Genomic DNA, 20640 nt, shown 5'->3' with positions numbered 1-20640 from the left:
GCCGCCGGCGTCCCGATGATGCTCAAGACAATCGCTCGTTCCAGATACACCTTGCGTCGCGCCGTTTGCGCGGTGCGTGCCGTTTTCCATCCAGGCCATGTGTTGTTCGCGATCGCGCTGCTCGACACCGCACCGGCGGCGTTCGCGTCGTCGTCTCCGCTGCCGAGCGGCCGGCTGACCGATTCGTTCGAGACCGCGGCGCGCGTGCCGGCTGATGCGGTCCACGCAATTACGGCACCGTCTGCGTATGCATTGCCGGTCGCGCCGCCACCGCCTCCCAGGGCGGCCGCTCCATCGATGCGGCCGGCGGTGGCGACGGCGTCGTTCGTGCCGCTGCCGGCCGGCATGCCCGCCGCCGCACCGCGCCGGCACGTGGCGCCGCCATTGCCGCCCGTGGATCCGGCGCGGCGCATCGTCCTCGCGAACCTGTCCCGCGCGATGGCGCCGATCGACCCGCAAGCGCCGGTGTCGCCGCTGCATGATGGGATGACGGCGGGGGTGACGACGATCACGCCGGACAGGCAGGACGAGTTCGATGTCCCCGTTGCCGGGCGCGCCGAGGATGCCGAGGATGCCGCCGGCGACTCGGGCGAAACGCTGCGCATCGCGCTCGACCGTCTGACGCTGCGCGACGCCGTCGGCGTCGCGATCGCGCGCCATCCCGACATCGGCCGCGCCCATGCGGAAGTGGCGCAAAGCATGTCGGAGGTCGAGGTCGCGAAGGCGGCCTGGTACCCGAAGATCGACTACGGCGTGCGTCCCGGCTATGGCGGAAGTTTCGGCAGCAACGGCAACCGTACCGGCACGCGCGCATCGATCGGCGTGTCGCAGTTGCTGTACGACTTCGGCCGCACGTCGGGGCGGATTGCCGCGGCGGACTCGACGCGCAGCCAGAAGCAGTACCAACTGGCCGACACGATCGAGACGGTCGCGTACCAGACGGCGACGACGTTCGTCGAACTGGCCGCCAGCCAGGATGTCGTCGCGGCCGCGCGGCGCCAGGTCGTCGCGCTGAGCGACACGCGCACGAAGATCCTCGATCGCGTGCGGGCCGGACTATCGGTTTCGTCGGACCGCAATCTGGTCGAACTGGCGATCCTGCATGCGCAGGCGGAAGTGCTGAAGGCCAACACGCGCTTCGACGTCGCCGCCGCGAAGCTCACCGAACTGATCGGCGCGCGCCCGCGCCGCGTGGCGAATCTCGGCGGCACGGTGGATTTCGTCGGCGATCTCGGGTATGCCGGCGGCGACATCGAACGAACGCCGTCGGTGCTCGCCGCGGCGGCCGCCGTCGATGCGGCCGATGCGCGCGTGCGGGTCGCCCAGGCGGAGCGCTTTCCTTCCATCGGTATCGGCGCGAGCCGTTCGATATCGAGCGGCCGCCCGAACGCCACCAACGATACGTGGATCGGTTTCGCGGTGAGCGGCAACTACTCGCTGGGCGGCCTGGCGCGACACCAGATCGCGGCCGCCGAAGCCGAACTGCGCGCGAACCGTGAAAGCCTCGAGAACCGGCGGCTCGTCACGCGCAGCGCGCTCAAGTCGGCGCAGATCGAAGCGACGGGTGCCGCGGCACGCCTGAACGGCTACGAGAAGGTGACCGCGCTGTCGCGGGCGTCGCGCGACCTGTACTGGCAGGAATACATCCTGAACAAGCGTACGTTGACCGACGTCGTGAATCCGGAGCGCGACATCTTCGAATCGGAAGTCGAGTCGATCAATGCACTGGCCGACGGCGCGATTGCGCGCATCAAGGCATACGTGGCAGTCGGCAAGTTCGTCGAATTGCTGCGCGAACACGAGGGGAGTCGTCATGAATGATGCGTTTCGCGCCGGGCGCGATGCCGGCGCCGACATCGCGCGCTGGGCCGACCCGCTGATTTTCGCGGCACGGCACCTCGGTCTGGCCGTCTCGCCCGAGCAGGTGCGCGGCGCGGCATCGTGGGCGAGCGTCGCGGACCCGGACACGGCCGTCGTCGAAGTCGCCGCGTCCGCAGGCCTGACCGCGCAGTTCGTCGCATTGCCGCCGGCGCGGCTCACGCCGGCGATGCTGCCGGCACTCGCCGTGTTCGACGATGCACATGTCGGTGTGATCGTGTCGGTCGCGGCGGGACGTGCGGTCGTCCAGTTCGTCTTCGACGGCAAGCCGCTCGAACGCGCGATCGATCTGGACGCGCCGGCGCCGGCGCCGGCATGGCCGGCCCGCGTGCTGATCGTCCACGAGCGGGTCGCGCGGCGCGACGAGCGCGTCGACGGCTACTTGTCCGCCAAACCCGACACCTGGCTGCACGATCTATTCTCGGCGCAATGGAAGGTGTTGCTCGATCTCGGCGCCGGCTCGCTGTTCGGCAATCTGCTCGCGATCGCGACGTCGCTGTTCGCGATGCAGGTGTGGGATCGTGTGGTCCCGGCGCGGGCGACGCATACGTTGTGGGTGCTGGCTTCAGGCGTCGTGCTCGCGCTCGCGCTGGAGCTGCTGCTCCGTACCGCGCGCGTGTCGATTGCCGATCATTTCGGCAAGCAGGCGGACCTCAAGCTGTCGGCGATGTTCTTCGCGCGCGTGCTCGACATCCGCAACGACGCGCGGCCGCGCTCGCCGGGCACGCTGGTCGCCCAGCTTCGGGATCTCGAACAGCTGCGCGAGCTGCTGACGTCGAGCACGATGGGCGTGCTGATCGACATCCCGTTCGTCATCACGTTCCTGTTCATCATCTGGCTGCTCGGCGGGCCGCTTGCATTCGTGCCGCTCGCGGCGATCCCGCTGCTGATCCTGCCGGGCGTGCTTGCGCAAATCCCGCTGGCGAAGCTGTCGAACCAGGGGCTCGAGGAATCGGCGCTGCGCAACGCGATCCTGATGGAGGCCATCTATCGCGCCGAGGACATCAAGGCGTTGCAGGCGGAGCCGCGATTCCGGCAGATGTGGGCGCATACGAATCGCGTGAATGCCGATATCGGCTTGCAGCAACGCCGGCTGGCCGGCCTGCTGGTCAATCTCGCGCAGACGGTGCAGCAGCTTGCCTACGCCGGCGTGCTGGTTGCCGGCGTGTACGGCATCCTGGACGCGAGCCTGTCGTTCGGCGCCGTGCTCGCCTGTTCGATCCTGACGAGCCGCACGATCGCGCCGCTGGGTCAGATTCCCGCCGTGCTGTCGCGCATCCAGAACGTACGGGCGGGCAAGAAGGGGCTCGACAACCTGCTCGCGCTGCCGGTCGACCACGATCCGGCGGTCGATGCGTATCACAAGCCGGCGCTCGTCGGCCGATATCGCTTCGAGCAGGTCGGATACAGCTTCGATCCCCAGGAAAAACCCGTGCTCAGTATTCCGAATCTATCGATCGAACCCGGCGAACGGGTCGCGATCCTCGGCCGGGTCGGCGCGGGCAAATCGACGTTGCTGAGGCTGTTCGGCGGGCTCGCGACGCCGGTGCAGGGGCGCATCCTGTTCAACGACACGCCGATGCCGCTGATCGACGTTGCCGATGTCCGCCGCGACGTCGGGATGCTGCTGCAGGAATCGAGCCTTTTCTACGGCACGCTGCGAGAGAATCTGCTGATCGCGAGTCCGCTCGCCACCGACGACGCGATGCTCGCCGCGATGAAGGTCGCGTGCGCGGACCAGTTGCTGCTGCGGCAGCCGCACGGCCTCGACCTGAAGCTGCGCGAAAGCGGCCTTGGCCTGTCCGGCGGCCAGAAGCAGGCGCTGATGCTGGCCCGCGTGATTCTGCGCTCGCCGAACGTGTTGCTGCTCGACGAGCCGACCGCATCGCTCGACGAGGCGACCGAGCGGGCGATCGTCGAGCGCCTGCAGCAGTGGCTCGGCAATCGCACGTTGATCGTGGCGACGCATCGTTATCCGGTGCTGTCGATCGTCGATCGCATCATCGTGCTCGATGGCGGGCGCGTGGTGCGCGATGGTCCGAAGGACGAGGTGCTGGCCGCGTTGCGCGGCTCCGGCACGCCGGAGCCGGCGGCCGCCGCGCGCGCACCGGCCGGCGGCTCGCGTCCGTTGCCGGCGCGGATGGCGGGAGAGACGCGATGAGCGATTTTCCGTGGTTGGTGAATCGCGCGCGCGAAGCAGTGCCCGCCCGGCGGATGCTGTGGCTGATCGTCGCCGCGCTGGCGATCTTCCTGGTGTGGTCCGTGTTCGCGAACCTCGACGAAGTCGCGGTCGGCGAAGCGAAGGTCACGCCGGCATCGAAAGGGCAGGTCATCCAGAGCCTCGAAGGCGGCATCCTGCTGGAGCTGGCGGTGCGCGAGGGCGATGTCGTCGACACGGGCCAACGGCTCGCGACGCTCGATCCGGTGCTCGCGCGCGCGTCGATGGAGGAAACGCTGGAGCGGATCACCGCATTGCAGGGCCGCGCGGCGCGGTTGTATGCGGAGATGAACGACCTGCCCGGCATCGACTTCCCGGCGGAACTGGCGAACGAGAAGGCCGTGACCGGGCGCGAGCGTCAGCTGTTCGTCGCGAATCGGCGCGCGTTTCGCGAAAACGTCGCCAACCTGCGCGAACAATTGCGCCTCGCCGAGGACGAGCTCCGGATTGCGTTGCCGCTGCTGAAAACCGGCGCGACCAACGAGGTGGAGGTGCTCCGGCTGCGTCAGAAGGCCGCCGAATTCTCGACGAAGCTCTCGGCGGCGCAGAGCGAGTACTACGTCGCGCTGAAAGCCGACTACTCGAAGACGATGGCCGATCTCGAACCGCTGCTCAAGGTTCGCGAAGGGCGTGCCGATCAATTGCGACGAACCGTGATTCGCGCGCCGGCGCGCGGCATCGTGAAGGACATCCGGGTGTCGACGGTCGGCGGCGTGATTCCGCCGGGCGGCATGCTGATGGAAATCGTGCCGCTCGACGACCAGTTGCTGATCGAGGCGCGTCTCAGCCCTCGCGACATCGCGTTCATTCATCCGGGGCAGGAGGCGACCGTGAAGATCACGGCGTTCGAGTCGTCGATCTACGGCTCGCTGCCGGCGAAGGTCGAGCGGATTTCGCCCGACACGATCGAAGACCAGGTCGACCGGCGCGTGTATTACTACCGCGTCTACGTGCTCACGCAGCACGCGTATCTGGAAACCCGCGACGGCAAGCGGCATCCGATCCTGCCGGGCATGGTCGCCACCGCGGAGATCCGCACCGGGCGCCGCACCGTGTTCGACTACCTCGTCAAGCCGCTGAACCGGGCCGCCGAGGCGTTGCGCGAACGCTAGTGCGCATGCGCGGCATGATCATGCGTGCGGCGCCGAATCGCTGCGTTCGGGATCCGGGTAGACGATCGTGCCGTCGTCCCGGATCACGGCGCCGGCCGTGAGCCGCGCGGGTTCCACGCGGTTGCGGCCCATGATGTGCAGCACCGTTTCGCCGCGCGCGATCAGGTAGTCGGACACGATTCGCCGGTGGCAGCGCCACCACACGGCTTCCGAGCACATGATCGCGCAGCGCTGCTCGTGGCCCTGTGCGATCAACCGGTCGAGGCCCGCGTGAAACTCCGGCGACAGCGCGTAGTCCGCGTAGCGGTGAAAGCTGCGGTTCGTCCAGAAGTCGTTGACGTCGTCGGGCACGCCGTGCGACTTGCCGCGCAGGCCGCCGAGTTCGGCGATGTGTTCGTACGCGATGTCGGCGGGGGCGAGCGCATCCGGCAGCGTCGCTTCGTTGAACTGCGGATGGGTACGCGAGCGCGGCATCTTGCGGATATCCGCGAGCAGCGTGATCTCGACCGCGTCGAGCAGGTCGATGAATTCGTCGAGCGTGCGGTTCGAATGGCCGATCGTGTAGAACGGGAGCGTCATGCGTCGTCCTTGCCGTCGATGCGTTCGAGCACGCGGCCGCGATGCGCGGCGACGTGGTCGGTCCGGTCGCTCTTGATCTCGTACTGCGGATCCTCGGGCGACGCGCGATGGCGATGGCCCTTGTAGTCGAAGTCGGCGATGTGGATCGCGACGATCGTGCCGGTCACGTAGCCGGCCTCGGAATTCCAGCGGACGTGGTCGCCCAGCCTGAATGGCGTAGTCATGCCGGGGTGCCTCCTTGTGTCGATGCGCGGTGGGTCGGCCTTCGCGACCCTGGCGGTGCGCGCCGGGGGCCGCGAGGAAGAGCGTGCATGGGTTCATTATCGGCCGCGACCGCACACGGTAAAAGACACGGACGTCGGCGGCGGTAGCCGTGCTGCATGCGCAATCGGCGTGCCCTTCATTTCCCCAACGGCATGGACGCCGGTCCCCCCTTGCCCGCATGAAATTGTCATGCTAGTTTTTCATGAAATTTCTCGGCGTAATTTTCACGGGGTTCCGCATGTTCGTGCAGTCCGACCGTCACGTCGCAAGCTACTACGCCGGCACCTATCCGGCGCCGATCCCGCATCGGCCGGCGCTGGACGAACGCGTCGACGCCGACGTGCTGGTCGTCGGCGCGGGCTTCAGCGGGCTGCATACGGCGCTACGGCTCGCGCTTGCCGGCAAGCGCGTCGTCATGCTCGAAGCCAGCCGCGTCGCGTGGGCGGCATCGGGCCGCAACGGCGGACAGGCGCTGCTCGGCTGGTCGTGCGACATGCAGCCGCTCGAGGATGCGCTCGGCCGCGACGGCGCGCGCCTGCTGTGGGACAGCATGCGTTGGGCGGCGGGCGAGGTGCGCGAACTGCCGGCGCGGCACGGTTTCGACATCGACTACCGGCCCGGCAGCCTGTGGGCCGCGGTGCGGCCGCGGCGCGTCGCGATGCTGGCGCGGGCGCGCGACGAGGCGGCCGAGCGGTGGGGCTACGATCGGCTGCGCGTGATCGGGCGTGACGAGATGCCTGAATGGATCGGCGGCACGCGCTATCTCGCCGCGCTGCACGATCCGGAGGCCGGCCACCTGAACCCGCTGAAGCTCGCGCTCGGCCTTGCGCAGACGATCGAGCACGCGGGCGGCCGCATCTTCGAACAGAGCCGCGTGCTCGACTGTCGCGAGACGGCGGGCGGCCACATCGCCCGCACGGCGTGTGGCGAAGTACGGGCAGACGTGCTGGTGCTTGCCTGCAATGCGTACGTCGACCGGCTCGATCGCGATCTCGCGCGCCGGTTGCTGCCGGTCGGCACGTACCAGGTCGCAACGGCGCCGCTCGCGCCCGACGTCGCGCATGCGCTGCTGCCGCGCAACAGTTGCGTGATCGACAACCAGTTCGTGCCCGACTATTTCCGCCTGAGCCCCGACAACCGGCTGCTGTTCGGCGGCGGCTGCACGTATCTCGGCGGCATCCCGGCCGATATCGCGGCGGCGACGCGCCCGCACCTCGAACGCGTGTTCCCGCAACTGGCCGGCGTGCCGCTCGACTACGCGTGGGGCGGCCACATCGACATCAGCATGCGCCGCACGCCGGACATCGGCCGCCACGGGCAGCGCTTCTGGCTGCAGGGTTTTTCGGGGCACGGCGTGTTGCCGACGCTCGCCGGCGCGCGCGCGGTGGCCGACGCCGTGCTCGGCGACGCACACCTGCTCGCGCAGTACCAGCGCATCCGCAACCCACGCTTTCCCGGCGGCGACCGGCTGGCCGCACCGCTCGAAGCGATCGGCAAGGCCTGGTACCGTCTGCGCGATACCGTTTGACTGCACCGGAATCCAACATGAACGAACGCGAAGAGATAGAAAGTCTGGCGATCCTGATCCGCGATCTGCGCAAGCATCGCAAGGTCACGCTGAACGATCTCGCCGAACGGATCGGCCGCTCGGTCGGCTTTCTGTCGCAGGTCGAGCGCGGACTGTCGCGTCCGACGGTCGCGGATCTCACCGCGATCGGCGAGGCGCTCGGTGTGCCGACCACGTATTTCTACAGCCTGAGCAAGCCGCGCAGCGTGCCATGGGTCACGCGGCCCGACGAACGCCGCACCGTGTATTACGCGGCCGGCATTACCGACATCCTCGTGTCGCCGAACATGCGTGCGCGCTTCTCGATCCTCGAAAGTCATCTCGAACCGGGCGCGAGCAGCGGCGAGCGGCCGGTCGACGACAGCGACGAGCAGGGCGGCTTCGTGCTCGAAGGAGAATTGACGATCTGGATCGACGGCGACGACACGCCGGTCACGCTCGGCCCGAACGATGCGTTTCAGCTTCCCGCGCACAAGCGCTTCCGGTATGCGAACCTGACCGACGCGCCGACGCGCGTGATCTGGGTATTCACCTGAGTGGCCGGCGGGGCGGGCGGTGTCGCAGGCCGCCGCGCCACGCAGCCTGTTTGCAGTACTGATCGATATGCGGCGTACATTGCACTGCATTCCGCGTGAATCCGGTTCGCCGCGCCGCGGCGCCGCCATACGAGACATGAAAAGGATGAGACATGGCTGACGTCGTTCCCGCGCTGGTCAGTGAAGTCCGCGCATTTCGGCAGGCGCACCCCGAGATCCGTTATGTCGACTTGATCTGCCTCGATCTCCCCGGGCATTTCTACGGCAAGCGCTATCCCATCGACGCGCTCGAGAAAATCGCATCCGGCGCGCTGCTGAAGCTGCCGCAGAACTGCGTGTTGCTCGGCACGCAGGGCGGCCTCTACAAGATCGGCGATTACTGCTTCAACGACGGCGATCCCGATGCGCCGCGCCGCCTGATTCCCGGCACGCTGAAGCCCGTGCGCTGGGAGCGGCAGCCGCTTGCGCAGATGCTGATCAGCTCCGACGGCACCGATTCCCCGATCGAATTCGAGCCGCGCGAGGTGCTCGCGCGCGTGCTGCGGCGGTTCGCGGCGCGCGGCATTCGGCCGGTCGTCGCATTCGAGCTCGAGTTCTACCTGTTCGCCGCGCGGCTCGCGGAAGGCGTGCCGCAGTATCCGCGCGACCGCCTGAGCGACGACCGCGACGATCAGCCGAACATGCATATCGAACGCCTGTCGCGCTTCTCCGACGTGCTGCACGAGATGGTAGACGCCGCGTGCGAGCAGGGCGTCGATGCGACGGTGATCACCGCGGAGCTCGGACCCGGCCAGTTCGAGATCAATTTCGGGCATACCGACGACGCGCTGCGCGCGGCCGACTGGTCGGCGCTGTTCTGCCGCAGCACACGCGGCGTCGCGTTGCGTCATGGCTATCGCGCGAGCTTCATGGGTAAGCCGTACCTGCATGCGCCGGGCAGCGGGATGCACGTGCACGTGAGCCTGTATGACGAGGCGGGGCGCAACCTGCTGGCGGCGGACGGACAGCGGCCGTTGCGGCATGCGGTGGCCGGCTGCCTTGCGCTGCTGCCGCATTGCATGCCTGTGTTCGCGCCGAATCACAATGCGTTCCGGCGTTACGGGTCGATGGTGAACGCGGCGAGTCGCGCGAGTTGGGGTTTCGAGGATCGAGACGCATGCATCCGGATTCCGGAGTCGGATGCACGCGATCTGCGGATCGAGCACCGGCTCGCGAGCGCGGATGCGAACCCGTACCTGGTGCTTGCGGCGATCCTCGGCGGGATGGAGCACGGGCTCGATGCGCGGCTCGAGCCGATCGCGCCGCTCAACGAGGATCGCGGCAGCGGCATCGATTTTCCGAAGGAGATGCTGTCGTCGGTCGCCGCGATGCAGGATCATCCGGCCGTGCGCGACGGGTTGGGCAGCGAGTTCGTGATGGTGTACTGCGAGAACAAGCGGCAGGAGGAGCTGGATTTTCGCAACGAGATCGGGGCGCGGGAGTATCGGTGGTTTCTGTGAGTGCCGCGTGCGTCGAGGAAGTCGGTCAAGGAAGTGCGCGCCAGTAGCGCACTTCCTCGATCGGCGTACCGTCGATCTCGAACGTCTTGATGTCGCCTTCTGCGACGAAACCTTCGCGTTCGTAGAACGCTCTCGCGCGACGGTTTTTGACCAGTGCCCACAGCGATACCCACACATGGCCTGCGTCATGCAGTGATCGGCATGCGTGATCGACCAGCAACGTGCCGATGCCTTGTCCGCAATGCGACGGATACAGATAGATCGCTTCGATTTCGCCCCACGCAGGATCCTTGTCGGTGTCGCGCGTCGGGCCGTATGCGATCCAGCCGGTCGGTACGCGGTTCATGAAGGCGAGCGCGACGCGCGGCCGTCCTGCGTCGAGTGCCTGGCGCCAGGCGGCCGTGCGCTTTTCGACCGACAGGCCGGCGAGGAACGGCGCCGGCATGATGTCCATGTAGGTGGCTTGCCACGACGCGACGTGGATGTCGGCGATGATCGGTGCATCGGCGGATGTGGCCGAGCGGATGTCGATCGTCGTCGTGTTCGGTGCCATGCGTTCCCCGTGCGATCGGTTGCCGTATGCCGTGTTACTGCTCGACCTTACTCGCCGAGCTTCGACGTCACGCACCCGGTGCTCGAGCATTCGCGTTCACGCTCGCGCAGGAACGACAGCCGCGACTGCGTCATGTCGTTCGCGCACTGGATATCGACGAGGTAGCTGCTGCCGCGCGTTTCGCTGCACTGCGCGTCGCGTTGTTTCAGCCACGCGAGCTGGCCGGCCTTCAGCGTCGCCTGTTGATCGCCGCTCAGTTGCTTGCGCAGCCGGCCGTATTCGTCGTTGAGATCGCGGTCGGATTGCGAGAACTGCGTGCTCGTGCAATACACCTGGTCGAACGCGCTGCGAGGCTTCCCGCAGCCGGCCGCATGCGCGGCGAACGGAACGGCAAGCGCGAGCAATGCGCAGGATGCGAGCAGATTCTTCTTTTTCATGGTGATGCTCCTGACTGGGTGAAAACCGTTGAATCCGACGGGCGATACCGTCGTTTATTCGGGCGTCGTACACGCGTCGATGCCGCCCGCGATCGCGGTGGACAGGCGCTGGATCGTCTCGCGCCGCGCGAGCCGCGCTTCTTCGTCCGGATTGACGATCACGCCGGCTTCGACGAGCACGGCCGGAATCGGCGCGGTGCGCAGCACGACGAGATCGTCGAAGCGGTGGATGCCGAGTGACGGATCGATCAGCGGGCGGTTCTCGCCGCGGATCGGCTGCGCGTGATACAGCGACGGCCGTTCGCCGGCCGCGACCAGCCGCTCGGCAATCGCCTTCGCGCAACGCAGGCTCTGCGCATAGTGCGGATTGCGCGCCGACACGAACACCGAGAAGCCGCGGAATTCGCGCTGCCGACCCGCGTCGATGAACTGCTGCTGCATCGAGTCGTGATGGATCGACACGAACAGGTTCGCGTCGGGCGCCTGCGTCGAGCGCCGATCGAGCGCGATCTCGCGGCCGTCCGCCGACGTGCGCAGCACGCGGTCGCCATGCGCGGCGAGTTGGTCGGCGACCGCGCCGGACAGGTCGAGGTTGTACAGGTATTCGACGCGCCCGCTCGCGCCGGTCGAGCCCGGATGCGCCGGCGTATGGCCGGTGTCGACGACGATATAGCGCCCGGTCGCGGGCTCGGTAAAGGGCGTGCCCGCGGTGCCGGCCGCGTGCAGCGCCAGCGGTGCGCCGAGCAGCGGGGCGCATGCGAGCACGCGCGCGGCGGCGCGCACGAGCGGGCGAAGGCGTCGGAGGGTTCGGTTCGTCATTGTTGTTGTCGAGAAGGGCGTACGGCGCGTCGAACGGCGCGCCACCGTCGGCCTGCTCAATGCAGTCGGAATGTCGCGCGATTATAGCGGGTGGTGGTGGCGCCGCGATGACGAAACGGCAGCTTTCGCACCGGCCGGAAGCCGAAGCTCGAGCCAGCTGCACGGGGCTGCGAGCATGGCGTCACGGGGGGGGCGTGCGCATGTCGGGATGGCACGCGCGCAGCGTACGGCCGGCGGCGCGCGCCGGTCAGTGCGGCAGCGCTTCGGCTTCGGCCCAGCGCTTGAACGAATCGAGACGTCGGCGCGTCTGCACGAGATAGAACGCGCCGATCAGCGGTTCGAGCAGCCAGCGCAGCCAGGATGGCTGCGCACGGAAATGGTACGTGAATTTCACCTCGGTCGACCCGGCCGTGCGCTCGGTGAAGTTCCAGCTGCCGCTGAAGCGCTCGAGCACCTTCGGCCCTTCGACCATTTCGACGGCGGCGACCTGCGGCGGACGGTACGAGATGTAGCGCGACACCATCGTCGCGCCCGACTGGCTGCGGCAGAACGCGTCGACGCCGACATCGGCGGTCGTTCCGTCGAGCAGATAGGCATCGATGAGGAAGTTGTCCCACACGAGCCGCCGTCCGTAATCCTGCGACCACGTAAACAGGCGCCTGCGATCGACGCCGACGGTCCGGCTGACTGAGATCCTCATGAGGGCGGGCGCCAGGGCGTGGATTGGGATGCGATCGAGTGTACCGCGCCAATAACGCGTGTTTCGTCAGACTTCGTCAAGTCGAGCGTGGGCTCGAATGGACTCGATTGACGTCCTTCGGGAATTCCCCTACGATTCATTCCAACCCTTCGGGACAGACCCGAAGCGTTTCAATCTCTTGAGGGAGCCTCATGAGTACGCAACAGAACCGGCGCTTCGATGCGCTCGTTTTCATTGGTCGTTTCCAGCCTCCGCATCGTGGTCACCTGAACGTGCTGAAGTCGGCACTGAGCCGGGCCGAGCGCGTGTGCGTGCTGATCGGGTCGACCGACAAGCCCCGCACCATCAAGGATCCGTTCTCGTTCGACGAGCGTCGCCAGATGCTGGCCTCGCTGCTCGATGCGTCCGAGCGCTATCGCGTGACGATCGCCCCGCTGCAGGATTCGACCTACAACGACGGCGACTGGGTGCGCTGGGTGCAGGACGCCGTCGCGTCCACGCTCGGCGATATCGCGCAGCGCAGGGTCGGGCTGATCGGGCATGAGAAGGACGCCACGTCGTATTACCTGCGGATGTTCCCGCAATGGGAACTCGTCGACGTCGACGCGACGGAAGACATCTCCGCCACCGAAATCCGCGACCAGTATTTCGCCGAACGCACCAACAGCTTCGTGCAGTGGGCCGTGCCGGAACCCGTGTTCGGCTGGCTCGAGCGTTTCCGCACGCAGCCGGAATTCGCGCAACTGAAGTCGGAAGCCGAATTCATCGCCGCGTATCGCAAGGCCTGGGCGGCCGCGCCGTATCCCGTCACGTTCGTGACGGTCGACGCGGTGGTCGTGCACTCCGGGCATATCCTGCTGGTGCGCCGCCGCAGCGAACCGGGCCGCGGCCTGTGGGCGTTGCCGGGCGGATTCGTGAACCAGGACGAGCGGCTCGATGCCGCGTGCATCCGCGAACTGCGCGAGGAAACCGGCCTGAAGCTGCCGGAGCCCGTGCTGCGCGGCTCGATCAAGGATCGCCAGGTGTTCGATCACCCGACGCGTTCGCTGCGCGGCCGAACGATCACGCATGCGTGCCTGTTCAACTTTCCGACGGGCGAGCTGCCGCGCGTGAAGGGCAGCGACGACGCGGACAAGGCGCGCTGGGTCCCGCTCAACGAATTCGCGCAGATGCGCAACGTGATGTTCGAGGATCACTTCGATATCGCGTATCACTTCCTGGGGAAGCTGTGACGCGCTGATTCCCCGCATTCGGTCCGCCGCGACAGACGCGGCGGCACTTCAACGGCCTAGAGGAGCTCTAGCCATGCAAAACGATCCCGGCGGCTTTGCCGCGGTTCTCGCCAATCCGATTCTCAACACGGATTCGTACAAGGCTTCCCACTTCCTGCAATATCCGCCGGACGCATCGGCGATGTTCTCGTACGTCGAATCGCGCGGCGGCCGTTACGACCGCACGCTGTTCTTCGGCCTCCAGATGCTGCTGAAGGAGTATCTGTGCAAGCCGGTCACGCACGCGATGATCGACGATGCGCGCGATTTCTTCACCGTGCACGGCGAGCCGTTCAACGAAGCAGGATGGCGCCACATCGTCGAGCACTACGACGGCTACCTGCCGGTGAAGATCCGCGCGGTGCCGGAAGGGTCGATCGTGCCGGTGCACAACGTGCTGATGACGATCGAATGCGAGGATCCGCAGGTGTTCTGGCTCGCGTCGTATCTCGAGACGATGCTGTTGCGCATCTGGTATCCGGTGACGGTGGCGACCCGCAGCTGGCATCTGCGCCAAACGATTCGCCGCTTCCTCGAAAAGACCGACGACGATCTCGCGCAACTGCCGTTCAAGCTGCACGACTTCGGCGCGCGCGGCGTGTCGAGCGCGGAATCGGCCGCGATCGGCGGCGCCGCGCATCTCGTGAGCTTCATGGGCTCGGACACGGTGCTCGGCGTGCTGGCCGCGAACCGCTTCTATCGCGAGCCGATGGCCGCCTACTCGGTGCCGGCGGCCGAGCACAGCACGATCACGTCGTGGGGGCGCGCAGGCGAGGCCGATGCGTACCGCAACATGATTGGCCGCTTCGGGTTGCCGGGCGCGATCGTATCGGTCGTGTCGGACTCCTACGATCTGTTCGCCGCACTCGATATGTGGGGCGGCGAACTTCGGCAGGCGGTGATCGATTCGGGCGCGACGCTCGTCGTGCGTCCCGATTCCGGCGACCCGGTGACGATCGTGTTGCAGACGGTGCGGGCGCTCGATGCGTCGTTCGGTTCGTCCGTGAACGGCAAGGGGCGGCGCGTGCTGAACCGCGTGCGCGTGATCCAGGGCGACGGTGTCGACGAGCAGTCGATCGAAGCGATCCTCGTTGCGCTCGACGAGGCAGGCTACGCGGCCGGCAACGTCGTATTCGGTATGGGTGGCGCGTTGTTGCAGCGCGTGAACCGCGACACGCAGCGCTTTGCGATGAAGTGTTCGGCCATCCGGCGCGGCGGCGTGTGGCACGACGTCCGCAAGGATCCGGTCACCGATCGGGGCAAGCGCTCGAAGCAGGGGCGGCTCACGCTGCTGCGCAATCGCCGCACCGGTGAGTATCGAACGGTGACGCTGCCGATTGCGTGGGACGATCGTGCGCTTGAAGGCGAATCGGACGAGGCGCTCGACACGGTATTCGACACCGGGCGTTTGCTCGTCGATACGTCGTTCGCCGACGTGCGGGCGAGGGCGCACGCGGGAGAAGTATGACGCAGGCGGCGGCGGGGCGTCCCGCCGCGGCGCGGCCGGTTCGTGTCACTTGCCGGCCAGCGCACGGCCGCCGGCGTCCGCCGCCGCGCTGCCGCGTTCCACCGCACGCGCCGCCTCCATTGCCCGCGCAAGCGCATCGAACACGACAGGCCCCTTGCAGCGCGACACGTTGAAGCGCATGTACGACGTCGCGCTGCGCGACGCGCTGAACACGTCGCCGGGTGCGAGCACCACGTCGTGGTCCAGCGCGTGGCGTGCGACGCGCGCGGCGTCGAGCCCGTCCGGCAATTGCGCCCACACGAACAACCCGCCGCGCGGCTCCGTCCAGATCCCGAGGCCGGCTCGCGCGAGGCGCCGGATCGTTTCGCCCATCGCATCCGCGAGACGCGCGCGCAGGCTGTCGAGATGGCGCCGGTACGTGCCGTCGATCAGCAGCCGGTGCACGACGTTTGCGCCGATCTGCGCATTGCCGAACGACGTCGCGAGCTTCAGGTCGACGAGCGCGTCGATCCATTCCGGGCGCGCGGCGATATAGCCGCAGCGGATCGCGGCCGACAGCGTTTTCGAGAAGCTGCCGATCGACACGACGCGCGACAGCCCGTCGAACGCCGCGAGGCGCGGCGCGGGCGTGCTCTCGAAATCCGCGAAGATGTCGTCCTCGACGATCAGCAGCCCGTGCTCGGCCGCGAGCGTCAGCAGCCGGTGCGCGACGGGCGGCGCGAGCGTCGCGCCGGTCGGGTTGTGCAGTGCCGCGTTGGTGATGTACAGGCGCGGCCGGTGCTCGGCGAGTACTTGCTCGAAGCGCACGAGATCGGGGCCGTTCGGCGTGAACGGAACGCTGACGATCCGCGCACGGTGCGCGCGCAGCAGCGCCTGGAAGTTGAAGTAGCACGGATCGTCGAGCACGACGGTATCGCCGGGTTCCAGCAGCAGGCGGCACACGAGGTCGAGCGCGTGCGTGCCGCCGTCGGTCAGCATGATCTGCGCGGGTTCCGCGTGGACGCCGTGCTGGGCGAGCCGCCATGCAAGCTGCTGGCGCAGCGCGGGCAGGCCGAGCGGCGTCGCATAGTCGGTCAGCGCATCGGGTTCGTCGCGCGACACGGCGCGCAGTGCGCGACGCAGGCTTTCGTCGGGCAGCCACGACGACGGCAACCATCCGCAGCCGGGCTTCACCGACGTCGGCGCCGCTTCGAGCGACTGGCGCGACAGCCACAACGGATCGAGCGCGCGATCGAGGCGCGGGCCCAATTCGGCGAGTGCGAGCGGCGGCGCGTGGCCGGACACGTAGAAGCCCGACCCGCGCCGTGCGACGAGCACGCCTTCGCTCGCGAGCCGTTCGTACGCATCGACGACCGTCGATTTCGACACGCCGAGCGCGTCGGCCATCATCCGGATCGACGGCACGCGCGCGCCGGGCATCAGCGCGCGGCTCGCGATTCGCGCGCGCAGGGTATCCATGACGGTTTCCACGCGCGTGCGCGGCGGCGCGGGCGGAGCGGGAATCGGGGCGGAGTGGTTCATGGCGGACGATGAACTGTACGGCTGGTTGTTCAGTACAGTTTGGCTGAATTGTATTGGGCTGTAGCTTACGCCGTTTTCGTCGCCGGCGGATCATCGGTCATCCATTTTCCATTCAGGGTTGACCGTGCAAAAGACGACCGACGGATGGCTCAGCGGCATGCTGGGCGTCATCATCTTCAGTGGCTCGCTGCCCGCGACGCGTGTCGCGGTGCAAGGGCTCGACCCGCTGTTCCTCACGTTCGCCCGCGCGACGATCGCCGGTGCACTCGGCCTGCTGCTGCTCGTCGTGCTGAAGCAGAAGCGGCCGTCGCGTGCCGAGGCCGTGTCGCTGGCCGTCGTCGCGCTCGGGGTCGTGGTCGGTTTTCCGTTGCTGACGGCGCTTGCGCTGAAGCACGTGACGTCGGCGCATGCGATCGTGTTCGTCGGGCTGTTGCCGCTCGCGACCGCGCTGTTCGGCGTGTGGCGCGGCGGCGAACGGCCGCGGCTGCCGTTCTGGATCTTCTCGATCGTCGGCAGCGGCGCGGTGGCCGCGTTTGCGTTGCGCAACGGCGGGCAGGCGTCGGTGGTCGGCGATGCGCTGATGCTGGCCGCAATCGTCGCGTGCGGGCTCGGCTATGCGGAAGGCGCGCGGCTGTCGCGCCAGCTCGGCGGCTGGCAGGTGATCTCGTGGGCGCTCGTGCTGTCGCTGCCGCTGATGCTGCCGCTCGCGTGGCTGACCTCGCCCGCGTCGTTCGACGGCGTAGACGCCGCCGCGCTGTGGGGGCTCGCGTACGTGTCGCTGTTCAGCATGTTGATCGGCTTCGTGTTCTGGTATCGCGGGCTTGCGCTCGGCGGGATCGCGGGCGTCGGCCAGTTGCAACTGCTGCAGCCGTTCCTCGGCCTCCTGCTCGCGGCCGGGCTGCTGCACGAGACGGTGCCGCCGTCGATGGTCGTCGTGACGGTCGTGGTGGTCGGCTGCGTGGCGGGTGCGAAGTACTTCTCGAAGATGGCGCCCGTGCAGCGCGCGGGGTGACGCACCCTCCTGAGCGAAGGTGCGGCTGGCGGTGCGCGAAAGGGGCGGCTCATCGCGCGCTCCGTTCAGTGCAACCGCTCGACCGCACGCGCCGGCGTGCTTACGCGACGTGCGCGACGCCGTACTGCGACGACAGGTATCGCCGGATATCGGCAGGCGAATCGATGAAGCGCCGGCCGTTGTGTTCGCGGATCGCGAGAGTGTCGTCGTTCGGTGCGTGTCCGTCGCCAAGTACGAGTACCGGCGCCGACTGGTTGTCCGGGCCGATCAGCGCGACGATCGGCTGGCGCGGGCGCGGTGCGTCGACGTATTCGACGTCGACGGCGTCACGCAACCGCGGATAAAAGCTCAGCAGCCCTTCGACGGCAACCGAATCGCCGCAGTAGAACGGACCTTCGGAGTCCTTGAAGAAGTCGGGGCGGAGAATGAACAGCGTGTCTTTCATGATGGTCTCGCTATGAGAGAGGGGGGGGCGTCGAAGAAAACGCGATGCGGAGCGACGTGCGCGACGCCGCCGGATGTCACGCTTCGGCAAGTGCGGCGGCGCGCATGCGCGCGAAGCCGGCGGCGAGGTCGGCAATCATGTCGTCGGGATGCTCGAGCCCCGCATGAATCCGCAGCAGCGGGCCGGCCGCCGTCCAGCGGGTGGCGGTGCGGTGGCGCGACGGACTGGACGGGATGATCAGGCTTTCGAAGCCGCCCCAGCTGTATCCCATGCCGAAGCACGTCATGCCGTCGAGCAGCGCGCGCACGGCCTCGTCGGCCTGCGGATGCAGCACCACGCCGAACAGCCCGCACGCGCCCGTGAAATCGCGCTGCCACAGCGCATGGCCGGCGTCGCCGGCGCGCGCCGGATACAGGATCTGCGCGACTTCCGGCTGTTGCGACAGCCATTCGGTCAGCACGTGCGCGTTGCGCTGGTGCCGCTCGAGCCGGACCGATAGCGTCCGCAGGCCGCGCAGTGCGAGATACGCGTCGTCGCCGCTGACGGTCATTCCGAGTTGCCGGTAGAAGCGCGTGACTTTCGGCGCGAGCGCATCGGTCGTCAGGATCGCGCCCATCAGCACGTCGGAGTGCCCGGCGATGTATTTGGTCGCCGCGTGAATCGACACGTCGACGCCATGCGAAAACGAGCGGAAATTCAGCGGCGTGCCCCACGTGTTGTCGAGCAGCACGACCGCGCCGTGCCGGTGCGCGACGCGGCTGATGGCCGGAATATCCTGCACTTCGAAGGTCAGCGAACCCGGCGATTCGGCGAATACCGCGCGCGTGTTCGGCCGCATCGACGACGCGATGTCCGCGCCGGCCGCCGGGTCGTAGTAGGTCGTCTCGATGCCGAGACGCGCCAGCGTTTCATCGCAGAACGAACGGGTCGGGTCGTACACGGAATCGACCATCAGCAGATGGTCGCCCGGGTTCAGCACCGCGAGCAGCGCGGTCGTGATCGCGCTGAGGCCGCTCGGCGTCAGCAGCGCGGCATGCGCGCCTTCGAGCCGCGCGAGCGCCTTCTCGAGCGCGCGGGTGGTCGGGCTGCCGTGCCGTCCGTATGCGAGCGGCGTGCCGCGCACGGCGTCGAGCGCGTCGGTGCCGTGAAAGAGCAGCGTCGACTGACGGTACACGGGCGGGTTCACGGGCGAACCGGGCTGGCCGTGCGAGCGGCCTTCATGGGCGAGAACGGTGTCGGTCGAAAGCAGGTGGTTCAAGATGTCTCCTTTGAGTGTCGATCGAAGCGGGGCGGCGGTGGCGCGGTCAATGCAGGATCTTGTCGAGGAAGTCGCGTGCGCGCTCGGAGCGCGGCGCCGCGAAGAACCGGTCGCTGGCCGCATCCTCGACCACCGCGCCCTGGTCCATGAAGATCACGCGATGCGCGACCTTCCGCGCAAAGCCCATCTCATGCGTCACGCAGACCATCGTCATGCCTTCGCGCGCGAGCTCGACCATCACGTCGAGCACTTCGGTGATCATCTCGGGATCGAGTGCGGAGGTCGGCTCGTCGAACAGCATCGCGACCGGGTTCATCGACAGCGCGCGCGCGATCGCGACGCGCTGCTGCTGTCCGCCGGACAACTGCCCCGGATATTTGTGCGCGTGCGCCTTCAGGCCGACGCGGTCGAGCAGCTTCATGCCGTTCTCGATCGCTTCGTCCTTGCGGCGGCCGAGCACCTTCATCTGCGCGAGCGTCAGGTTCTCGGTGATCGACAGGTGCGGAAACAGCTCGAAGTGCTGGAACACCATGCCGACGCGGGCGCGCAATTGCGCGAGTTTCGCGGCGGGATCGCCGAGCCGCGTGCCGTCGACGGTGATGCTGCCTTTCTGGAACGGTTCGAGGCCGTTGATCGTCTTGATCAGCGTCGATTTGCCGGAGCCCGACGGCCCGCACACGACGACCACTTCACCTTTCGAGACCGCCGCGCTGCAGGCCGAGAGCACCTGGTGCTTGCCATACCATTTCGATACGTTGTCGAGCGTAATCATGTTCTGTCCGTCGATGGAGTTCATGGGAATCCCGGGCGCGGTCAATGCGTGGACGGCAGCGCGAGGCGCGTCTCGACGCGACCCTGCAGCCGCGTGAGCAGCGTGCTGAGCACCCAGTAGATCGCGGCGGCAGCGAGATAGAGCGGCAGCGGCTGGAACGTCGCGGCGATCACTTCCTGCGTCGAACGCAGCAGCTCGGTGACGGTGATCACCGAAACCAGCGACGTGTCCTTGATCAGGCTGATCAGCGTGTTGCCGAGGCTTGGCACCGCGAGGCGCAGCGCCTGCGGGCACACGATGTAGCGCAGCGTCTGCACGTGCGTGAGGCCGAGGCTGTGCGCGGCCGCCCACTGCCCGCGACCGATGCCGAGGATCGCGCCGCGCATGCTTTCGGACAGGTAGGCGCCCGCGTTGAGCGTCAGCGTGAAGATGCCGGCCGTGGTCGGATCGAGCGTGATGCCGAGATCGGGCAGGCCGTAGTAGACGACGAACATCTGCACGAGCAGCGGCGTGCCGCGCATCAGGCTCACGTAGCCTCGCGCGAGGCTCGCGGCAAGCCGGTTGCTGCCGATGCGCATGATGGCGACCACGAGCCCGACGACGAGGCCGAGCGCCATCGATGCGACGGCGAACTTCAGCGTGAACACTGCGCCCTTGACCATCACGGGCAGCGTATGAACGACCAGTTCGATTGCTTCCATTGCGTGTCTCCTGATTGTGTGCCGGACCGC

At 67.6% G+C, this 20640-nt stretch carries 20 protein-coding genes; 9 read left to right on the top strand and 11 right to left on the bottom strand.

Features of this window, described 5'->3' with window-relative positions:
* Positions 1–297: 297 nt before the first annotated feature.
* The 3 genes from CFB46_RS28885 to CFB46_RS28875 are packed head-to-tail and all read left to right on the top strand — an operon-like array spanning position 298 to position 5208.
* Positions 298–1821 carry a TolC family protein gene (locus CFB46_RS28885; protein ID WP_227789542.1) on the top strand — a complete coding sequence of 508 codons (1524 nt, stop codon included), beginning with the start codon at positions 298–300 and terminating at the stop codon, positions 1819–1821.
* Positions 1814–4039, top strand: coding sequence for a type I secretion system permease/ATPase (locus CFB46_RS28880; protein ID WP_089502105.1), 2226 nt, complete (start codon positions 1814–1816; stop codon positions 4037–4039). Before CFB46_RS28885 ends, CFB46_RS28880 begins: the two co-directional genes overlap by 8 nt.
* The gene (locus CFB46_RS28875) at positions 4036–5208 is read left to right on the top strand and encodes an HlyD family efflux transporter periplasmic adaptor subunit (RefSeq protein WP_089502104.1); all 1173 of its coding nucleotides are present in this window, start codon (positions 4036–4038) and stop codon (positions 5206–5208) included. Before CFB46_RS28880 ends, CFB46_RS28875 begins: the two co-directional genes overlap by 4 nt.
* Positions 5209–5226: 18 nt before the next feature.
* On the opposite strand, the gene CFB46_RS28870 is transcribed toward CFB46_RS28875, so the two are convergent.
* Entirely contained in the window at positions 5227–5787 is a 561-nt protein-coding gene (locus CFB46_RS28870) for a DUF488 domain-containing protein (RefSeq protein WP_089502103.1), read from the bottom strand.
* Complete coding sequence (locus CFB46_RS28865; RefSeq protein WP_089502102.1) at positions 5784–6011, bottom strand: DUF2945 domain-containing protein; 228 nt, start codon at positions 6009–6011, stop codon at positions 5784–5786. The genes CFB46_RS28870 and CFB46_RS28865 overlap by 4 nt, the downstream gene beginning before the upstream one ends.
* A gap of 278 nt (positions 6012–6289) precedes the next feature.
* Between CFB46_RS28865 and CFB46_RS28860 the strand changes: the two genes are divergently transcribed.
* From CFB46_RS28860 to CFB46_RS28850, 3 genes are all read left to right on the top strand, one after another.
* Positions 6290–7579, top strand: a complete 1290-nt coding sequence (locus tag CFB46_RS28860; protein WP_089502404.1) for an NAD(P)/FAD-dependent oxidoreductase — start codon at positions 6290–6292, stop codon at positions 7577–7579.
* Between the two features lie 17 nt (positions 7580–7596).
* Positions 7597–8154, top strand: a complete 558-nt coding sequence (locus CFB46_RS28855) for a helix-turn-helix domain-containing protein (RefSeq protein WP_027781152.1) — start codon at positions 7597–7599, stop codon at positions 8152–8154.
* Between the two features lie 152 nt (positions 8155–8306).
* Positions 8307–9653: a glutamine synthetase family protein gene (locus tag CFB46_RS28850; RefSeq protein ID WP_027781151.1), complete on the top strand. Its 1347-nt coding sequence runs from the start codon at positions 8307–8309 to the stop codon at positions 9651–9653.
* A gap of 25 nt (positions 9654–9678) precedes the next feature.
* Here CFB46_RS28850 and CFB46_RS28845 read toward each other — a convergent pair whose 3' ends face one another.
* The 4 genes from CFB46_RS28845 to CFB46_RS28830 all read right to left on the bottom strand — a co-directional run bounded on the left by CFB46_RS28845 (position 9679) and on the right by CFB46_RS28830 (position 12162).
* Positions 9679–10206 carry a GNAT family N-acetyltransferase gene (locus tag CFB46_RS28845; RefSeq protein ID WP_089502101.1) on the bottom strand — a complete coding sequence of 176 codons (528 nt, stop codon included), beginning with the start codon at positions 10204–10206 and terminating at the stop codon, positions 9679–9681.
* A 47-nt stretch (positions 10207–10253) separates the two neighbouring features.
* A complete protein-coding gene (locus CFB46_RS28840; RefSeq protein WP_006480817.1) occupies positions 10254–10643 on the bottom strand; it encodes a lysozyme inhibitor LprI family protein in 390 nt (129 codons plus the stop codon).
* 54 nt (positions 10644–10697) lie between these two features.
* On the bottom strand, positions 10698–11462 hold the full coding sequence (locus CFB46_RS28835) for an N-acetylmuramoyl-L-alanine amidase family protein (RefSeq protein ID WP_089502100.1): 765 nt from the start codon (positions 11460–11462) through the stop codon (positions 10698–10700).
* A gap of 247 nt (positions 11463–11709) precedes the next feature.
* Positions 11710–12162, bottom strand: a complete 453-nt coding sequence (locus CFB46_RS28830) for an SRPBCC family protein (protein ID WP_089502099.1) — start codon at positions 12160–12162, stop codon at positions 11710–11712.
* A 191-nt stretch (positions 12163–12353) separates the two neighbouring features.
* Here CFB46_RS28830 and CFB46_RS28825 point away from each other — a divergent pair, with 191 nt between their 5' ends.
* Both CFB46_RS28825 and CFB46_RS28820 read left to right on the top strand, forming a co-directional pair.
* Entirely contained in the window at positions 12354–13394 is a 1041-nt protein-coding gene (locus CFB46_RS28825) for a bifunctional nicotinamide-nucleotide adenylyltransferase/Nudix hydroxylase (protein ID WP_089502098.1), read from the top strand.
* Between the two features lie 73 nt (positions 13395–13467).
* Positions 13468–14901 (top strand): nicotinate phosphoribosyltransferase, encoded by a 1434-nt coding sequence (locus tag CFB46_RS28820; protein WP_089502097.1) that lies wholly within the window; start codon positions 13468–13470, stop codon positions 14899–14901.
* Positions 14902–14946: 45 nt separating this feature from the next.
* Here CFB46_RS28820 and CFB46_RS28815 read toward each other — a convergent pair whose 3' ends face one another.
* Positions 14947–16422, bottom strand: a complete 1476-nt coding sequence (locus CFB46_RS28815) for an aminotransferase-like domain-containing protein (RefSeq protein ID WP_089502096.1) — start codon at positions 16420–16422, stop codon at positions 14947–14949.
* 124 nt (positions 16423–16546) lie between these two features.
* On the opposite strand from CFB46_RS28815, the gene CFB46_RS28810 reads away from it, so the two are divergent.
* Positions 16547–17434: a DMT family transporter gene (locus CFB46_RS28810; protein ID WP_089502403.1), complete on the top strand. Its 888-nt coding sequence runs from the start codon at positions 16547–16549 to the stop codon at positions 17432–17434.
* 100 nt (positions 17435–17534) lie between these two features.
* Here CFB46_RS28810 and CFB46_RS28805 read toward each other — a convergent pair whose 3' ends face one another.
* The 4 genes from CFB46_RS28805 to CFB46_RS28790 all read right to left on the bottom strand — a co-directional run bounded on the left by CFB46_RS28805 (position 17535) and on the right by CFB46_RS28790 (position 20610).
* Complete coding sequence (locus CFB46_RS28805; protein WP_089502095.1) at positions 17535–17879, bottom strand: DUF3088 domain-containing protein; 345 nt, start codon at positions 17877–17879, stop codon at positions 17535–17537.
* A 76-nt stretch (positions 17880–17955) separates the two neighbouring features.
* A complete protein-coding gene (gene metC / locus CFB46_RS28800) occupies positions 17956–19137 on the bottom strand; it encodes a cystathionine beta-lyase (RefSeq protein WP_027781143.1) in 1182 nt (393 codons plus the stop codon).
* 46 nt (positions 19138–19183) lie between these two features.
* On the bottom strand, positions 19184–19909 hold the full coding sequence (locus CFB46_RS28795) for an amino acid ABC transporter ATP-binding protein (protein ID WP_089502402.1): 726 nt from the start codon (positions 19907–19909) through the stop codon (positions 19184–19186).
* A gap of 41 nt (positions 19910–19950) precedes the next feature.
* On the bottom strand, positions 19951–20610 hold the full coding sequence (locus CFB46_RS28790; protein WP_089502094.1) for an amino acid ABC transporter permease: 660 nt from the start codon (positions 20608–20610) through the stop codon (positions 19951–19953).
* Positions 20611–20640: the final 30 nt, after the last annotated feature.

This window comes from Burkholderia sp. HI2761 (genome assembly GCF_002223355.1).
Classification (GTDB): Bacteria; Pseudomonadota; Gammaproteobacteria; order Burkholderiales; family Burkholderiaceae; genus Burkholderia.
Note: the sequence above shows the minus strand (reverse complement) of the source record. Positions and strands in the feature narration are given on the sequence as shown.

What these genes read in the sequence shown, in the direction of transcription:
- CFB46_RS28885 (WP_227789542.1), top strand. Translation starts at nt 298, where the DNA reads ATGCGGCCGGCGGTGGCGACGGCGTCGTTCGTGCCGCTGCCGGCCGGC.
- CFB46_RS28880 (WP_089502105.1), top strand. Translation starts at nt 1,814, where the DNA reads ATGAATGATGCGTTTCGCGCCGGGCGCGATGCCGGCGCCGACATCGCG.
- CFB46_RS28875 (WP_089502104.1), top strand. Translation starts at nt 4,036, where the DNA reads ATGAGCGATTTTCCGTGGTTGGTGAATCGCGCGCGCGAAGCAGTGCCC.
- CFB46_RS28870 (WP_089502103.1), bottom strand. Translation starts at nt 5,787, where the DNA reads ATGACGCTCCCGTTCTACACGATCGGCCATTCGAACCGCACGCTCGAC.
- CFB46_RS28865 (WP_089502102.1), bottom strand. Translation starts at nt 6,011, where the DNA reads ATGACTACGCCATTCAGGCTGGGCGACCACGTCCGCTGGAATTCCGAG.
- CFB46_RS28860 (WP_089502404.1), top strand. Translation starts at nt 6,290, where the DNA reads ATGTTCGTGCAGTCCGACCGTCACGTCGCAAGCTACTACGCCGGCACC.
- CFB46_RS28855 (WP_027781152.1), top strand. Translation starts at nt 7,597, where the DNA reads ATGAACGAACGCGAAGAGATAGAAAGTCTGGCGATCCTGATCCGCGAT.
- CFB46_RS28850 (WP_027781151.1), top strand. Translation starts at nt 8,307, where the DNA reads ATGGCTGACGTCGTTCCCGCGCTGGTCAGTGAAGTCCGCGCATTTCGG.
- CFB46_RS28845 (WP_089502101.1), bottom strand. Translation starts at nt 10,206, where the DNA reads ATGGCACCGAACACGACGACGATCGACATCCGCTCGGCCACATCCGCC.
- CFB46_RS28840 (WP_006480817.1), bottom strand. Translation starts at nt 10,643, where the DNA reads ATGAAAAAGAAGAATCTGCTCGCATCCTGCGCATTGCTCGCGCTTGCC.
- CFB46_RS28835 (WP_089502100.1), bottom strand. Translation starts at nt 11,462, where the DNA reads ATGACGAACCGAACCCTCCGACGCCTTCGCCCGCTCGTGCGCGCCGCC.
- CFB46_RS28830 (WP_089502099.1), bottom strand. Translation starts at nt 12,162, where the DNA reads ATGAGGATCTCAGTCAGCCGGACCGTCGGCGTCGATCGCAGGCGCCTG.
- CFB46_RS28825 (WP_089502098.1), top strand. Translation starts at nt 12,354, where the DNA reads ATGAGTACGCAACAGAACCGGCGCTTCGATGCGCTCGTTTTCATTGGT.
- CFB46_RS28820 (WP_089502097.1), top strand. Translation starts at nt 13,468, where the DNA reads ATGCAAAACGATCCCGGCGGCTTTGCCGCGGTTCTCGCCAATCCGATT.
- CFB46_RS28815 (WP_089502096.1), bottom strand. Translation starts at nt 16,422, where the DNA reads ATGAACCACTCCGCCCCGATTCCCGCTCCGCCCGCGCCGCCGCGCACG.
- CFB46_RS28805 (WP_089502095.1), bottom strand. Translation starts at nt 17,879, where the DNA reads ATGAAAGACACGCTGTTCATTCTCCGCCCCGACTTCTTCAAGGACTCC.
- CFB46_RS28795 (WP_089502402.1), bottom strand. Translation starts at nt 19,909, where the DNA reads ATGATTACGCTCGACAACGTATCGAAATGGTATGGCAAGCACCAGGTG.
- CFB46_RS28790 (WP_089502094.1), bottom strand. Translation starts at nt 20,610, where the DNA reads ATGGAAGCAATCGAACTGGTCGTTCATACGCTGCCCGTGATGGTCAAG.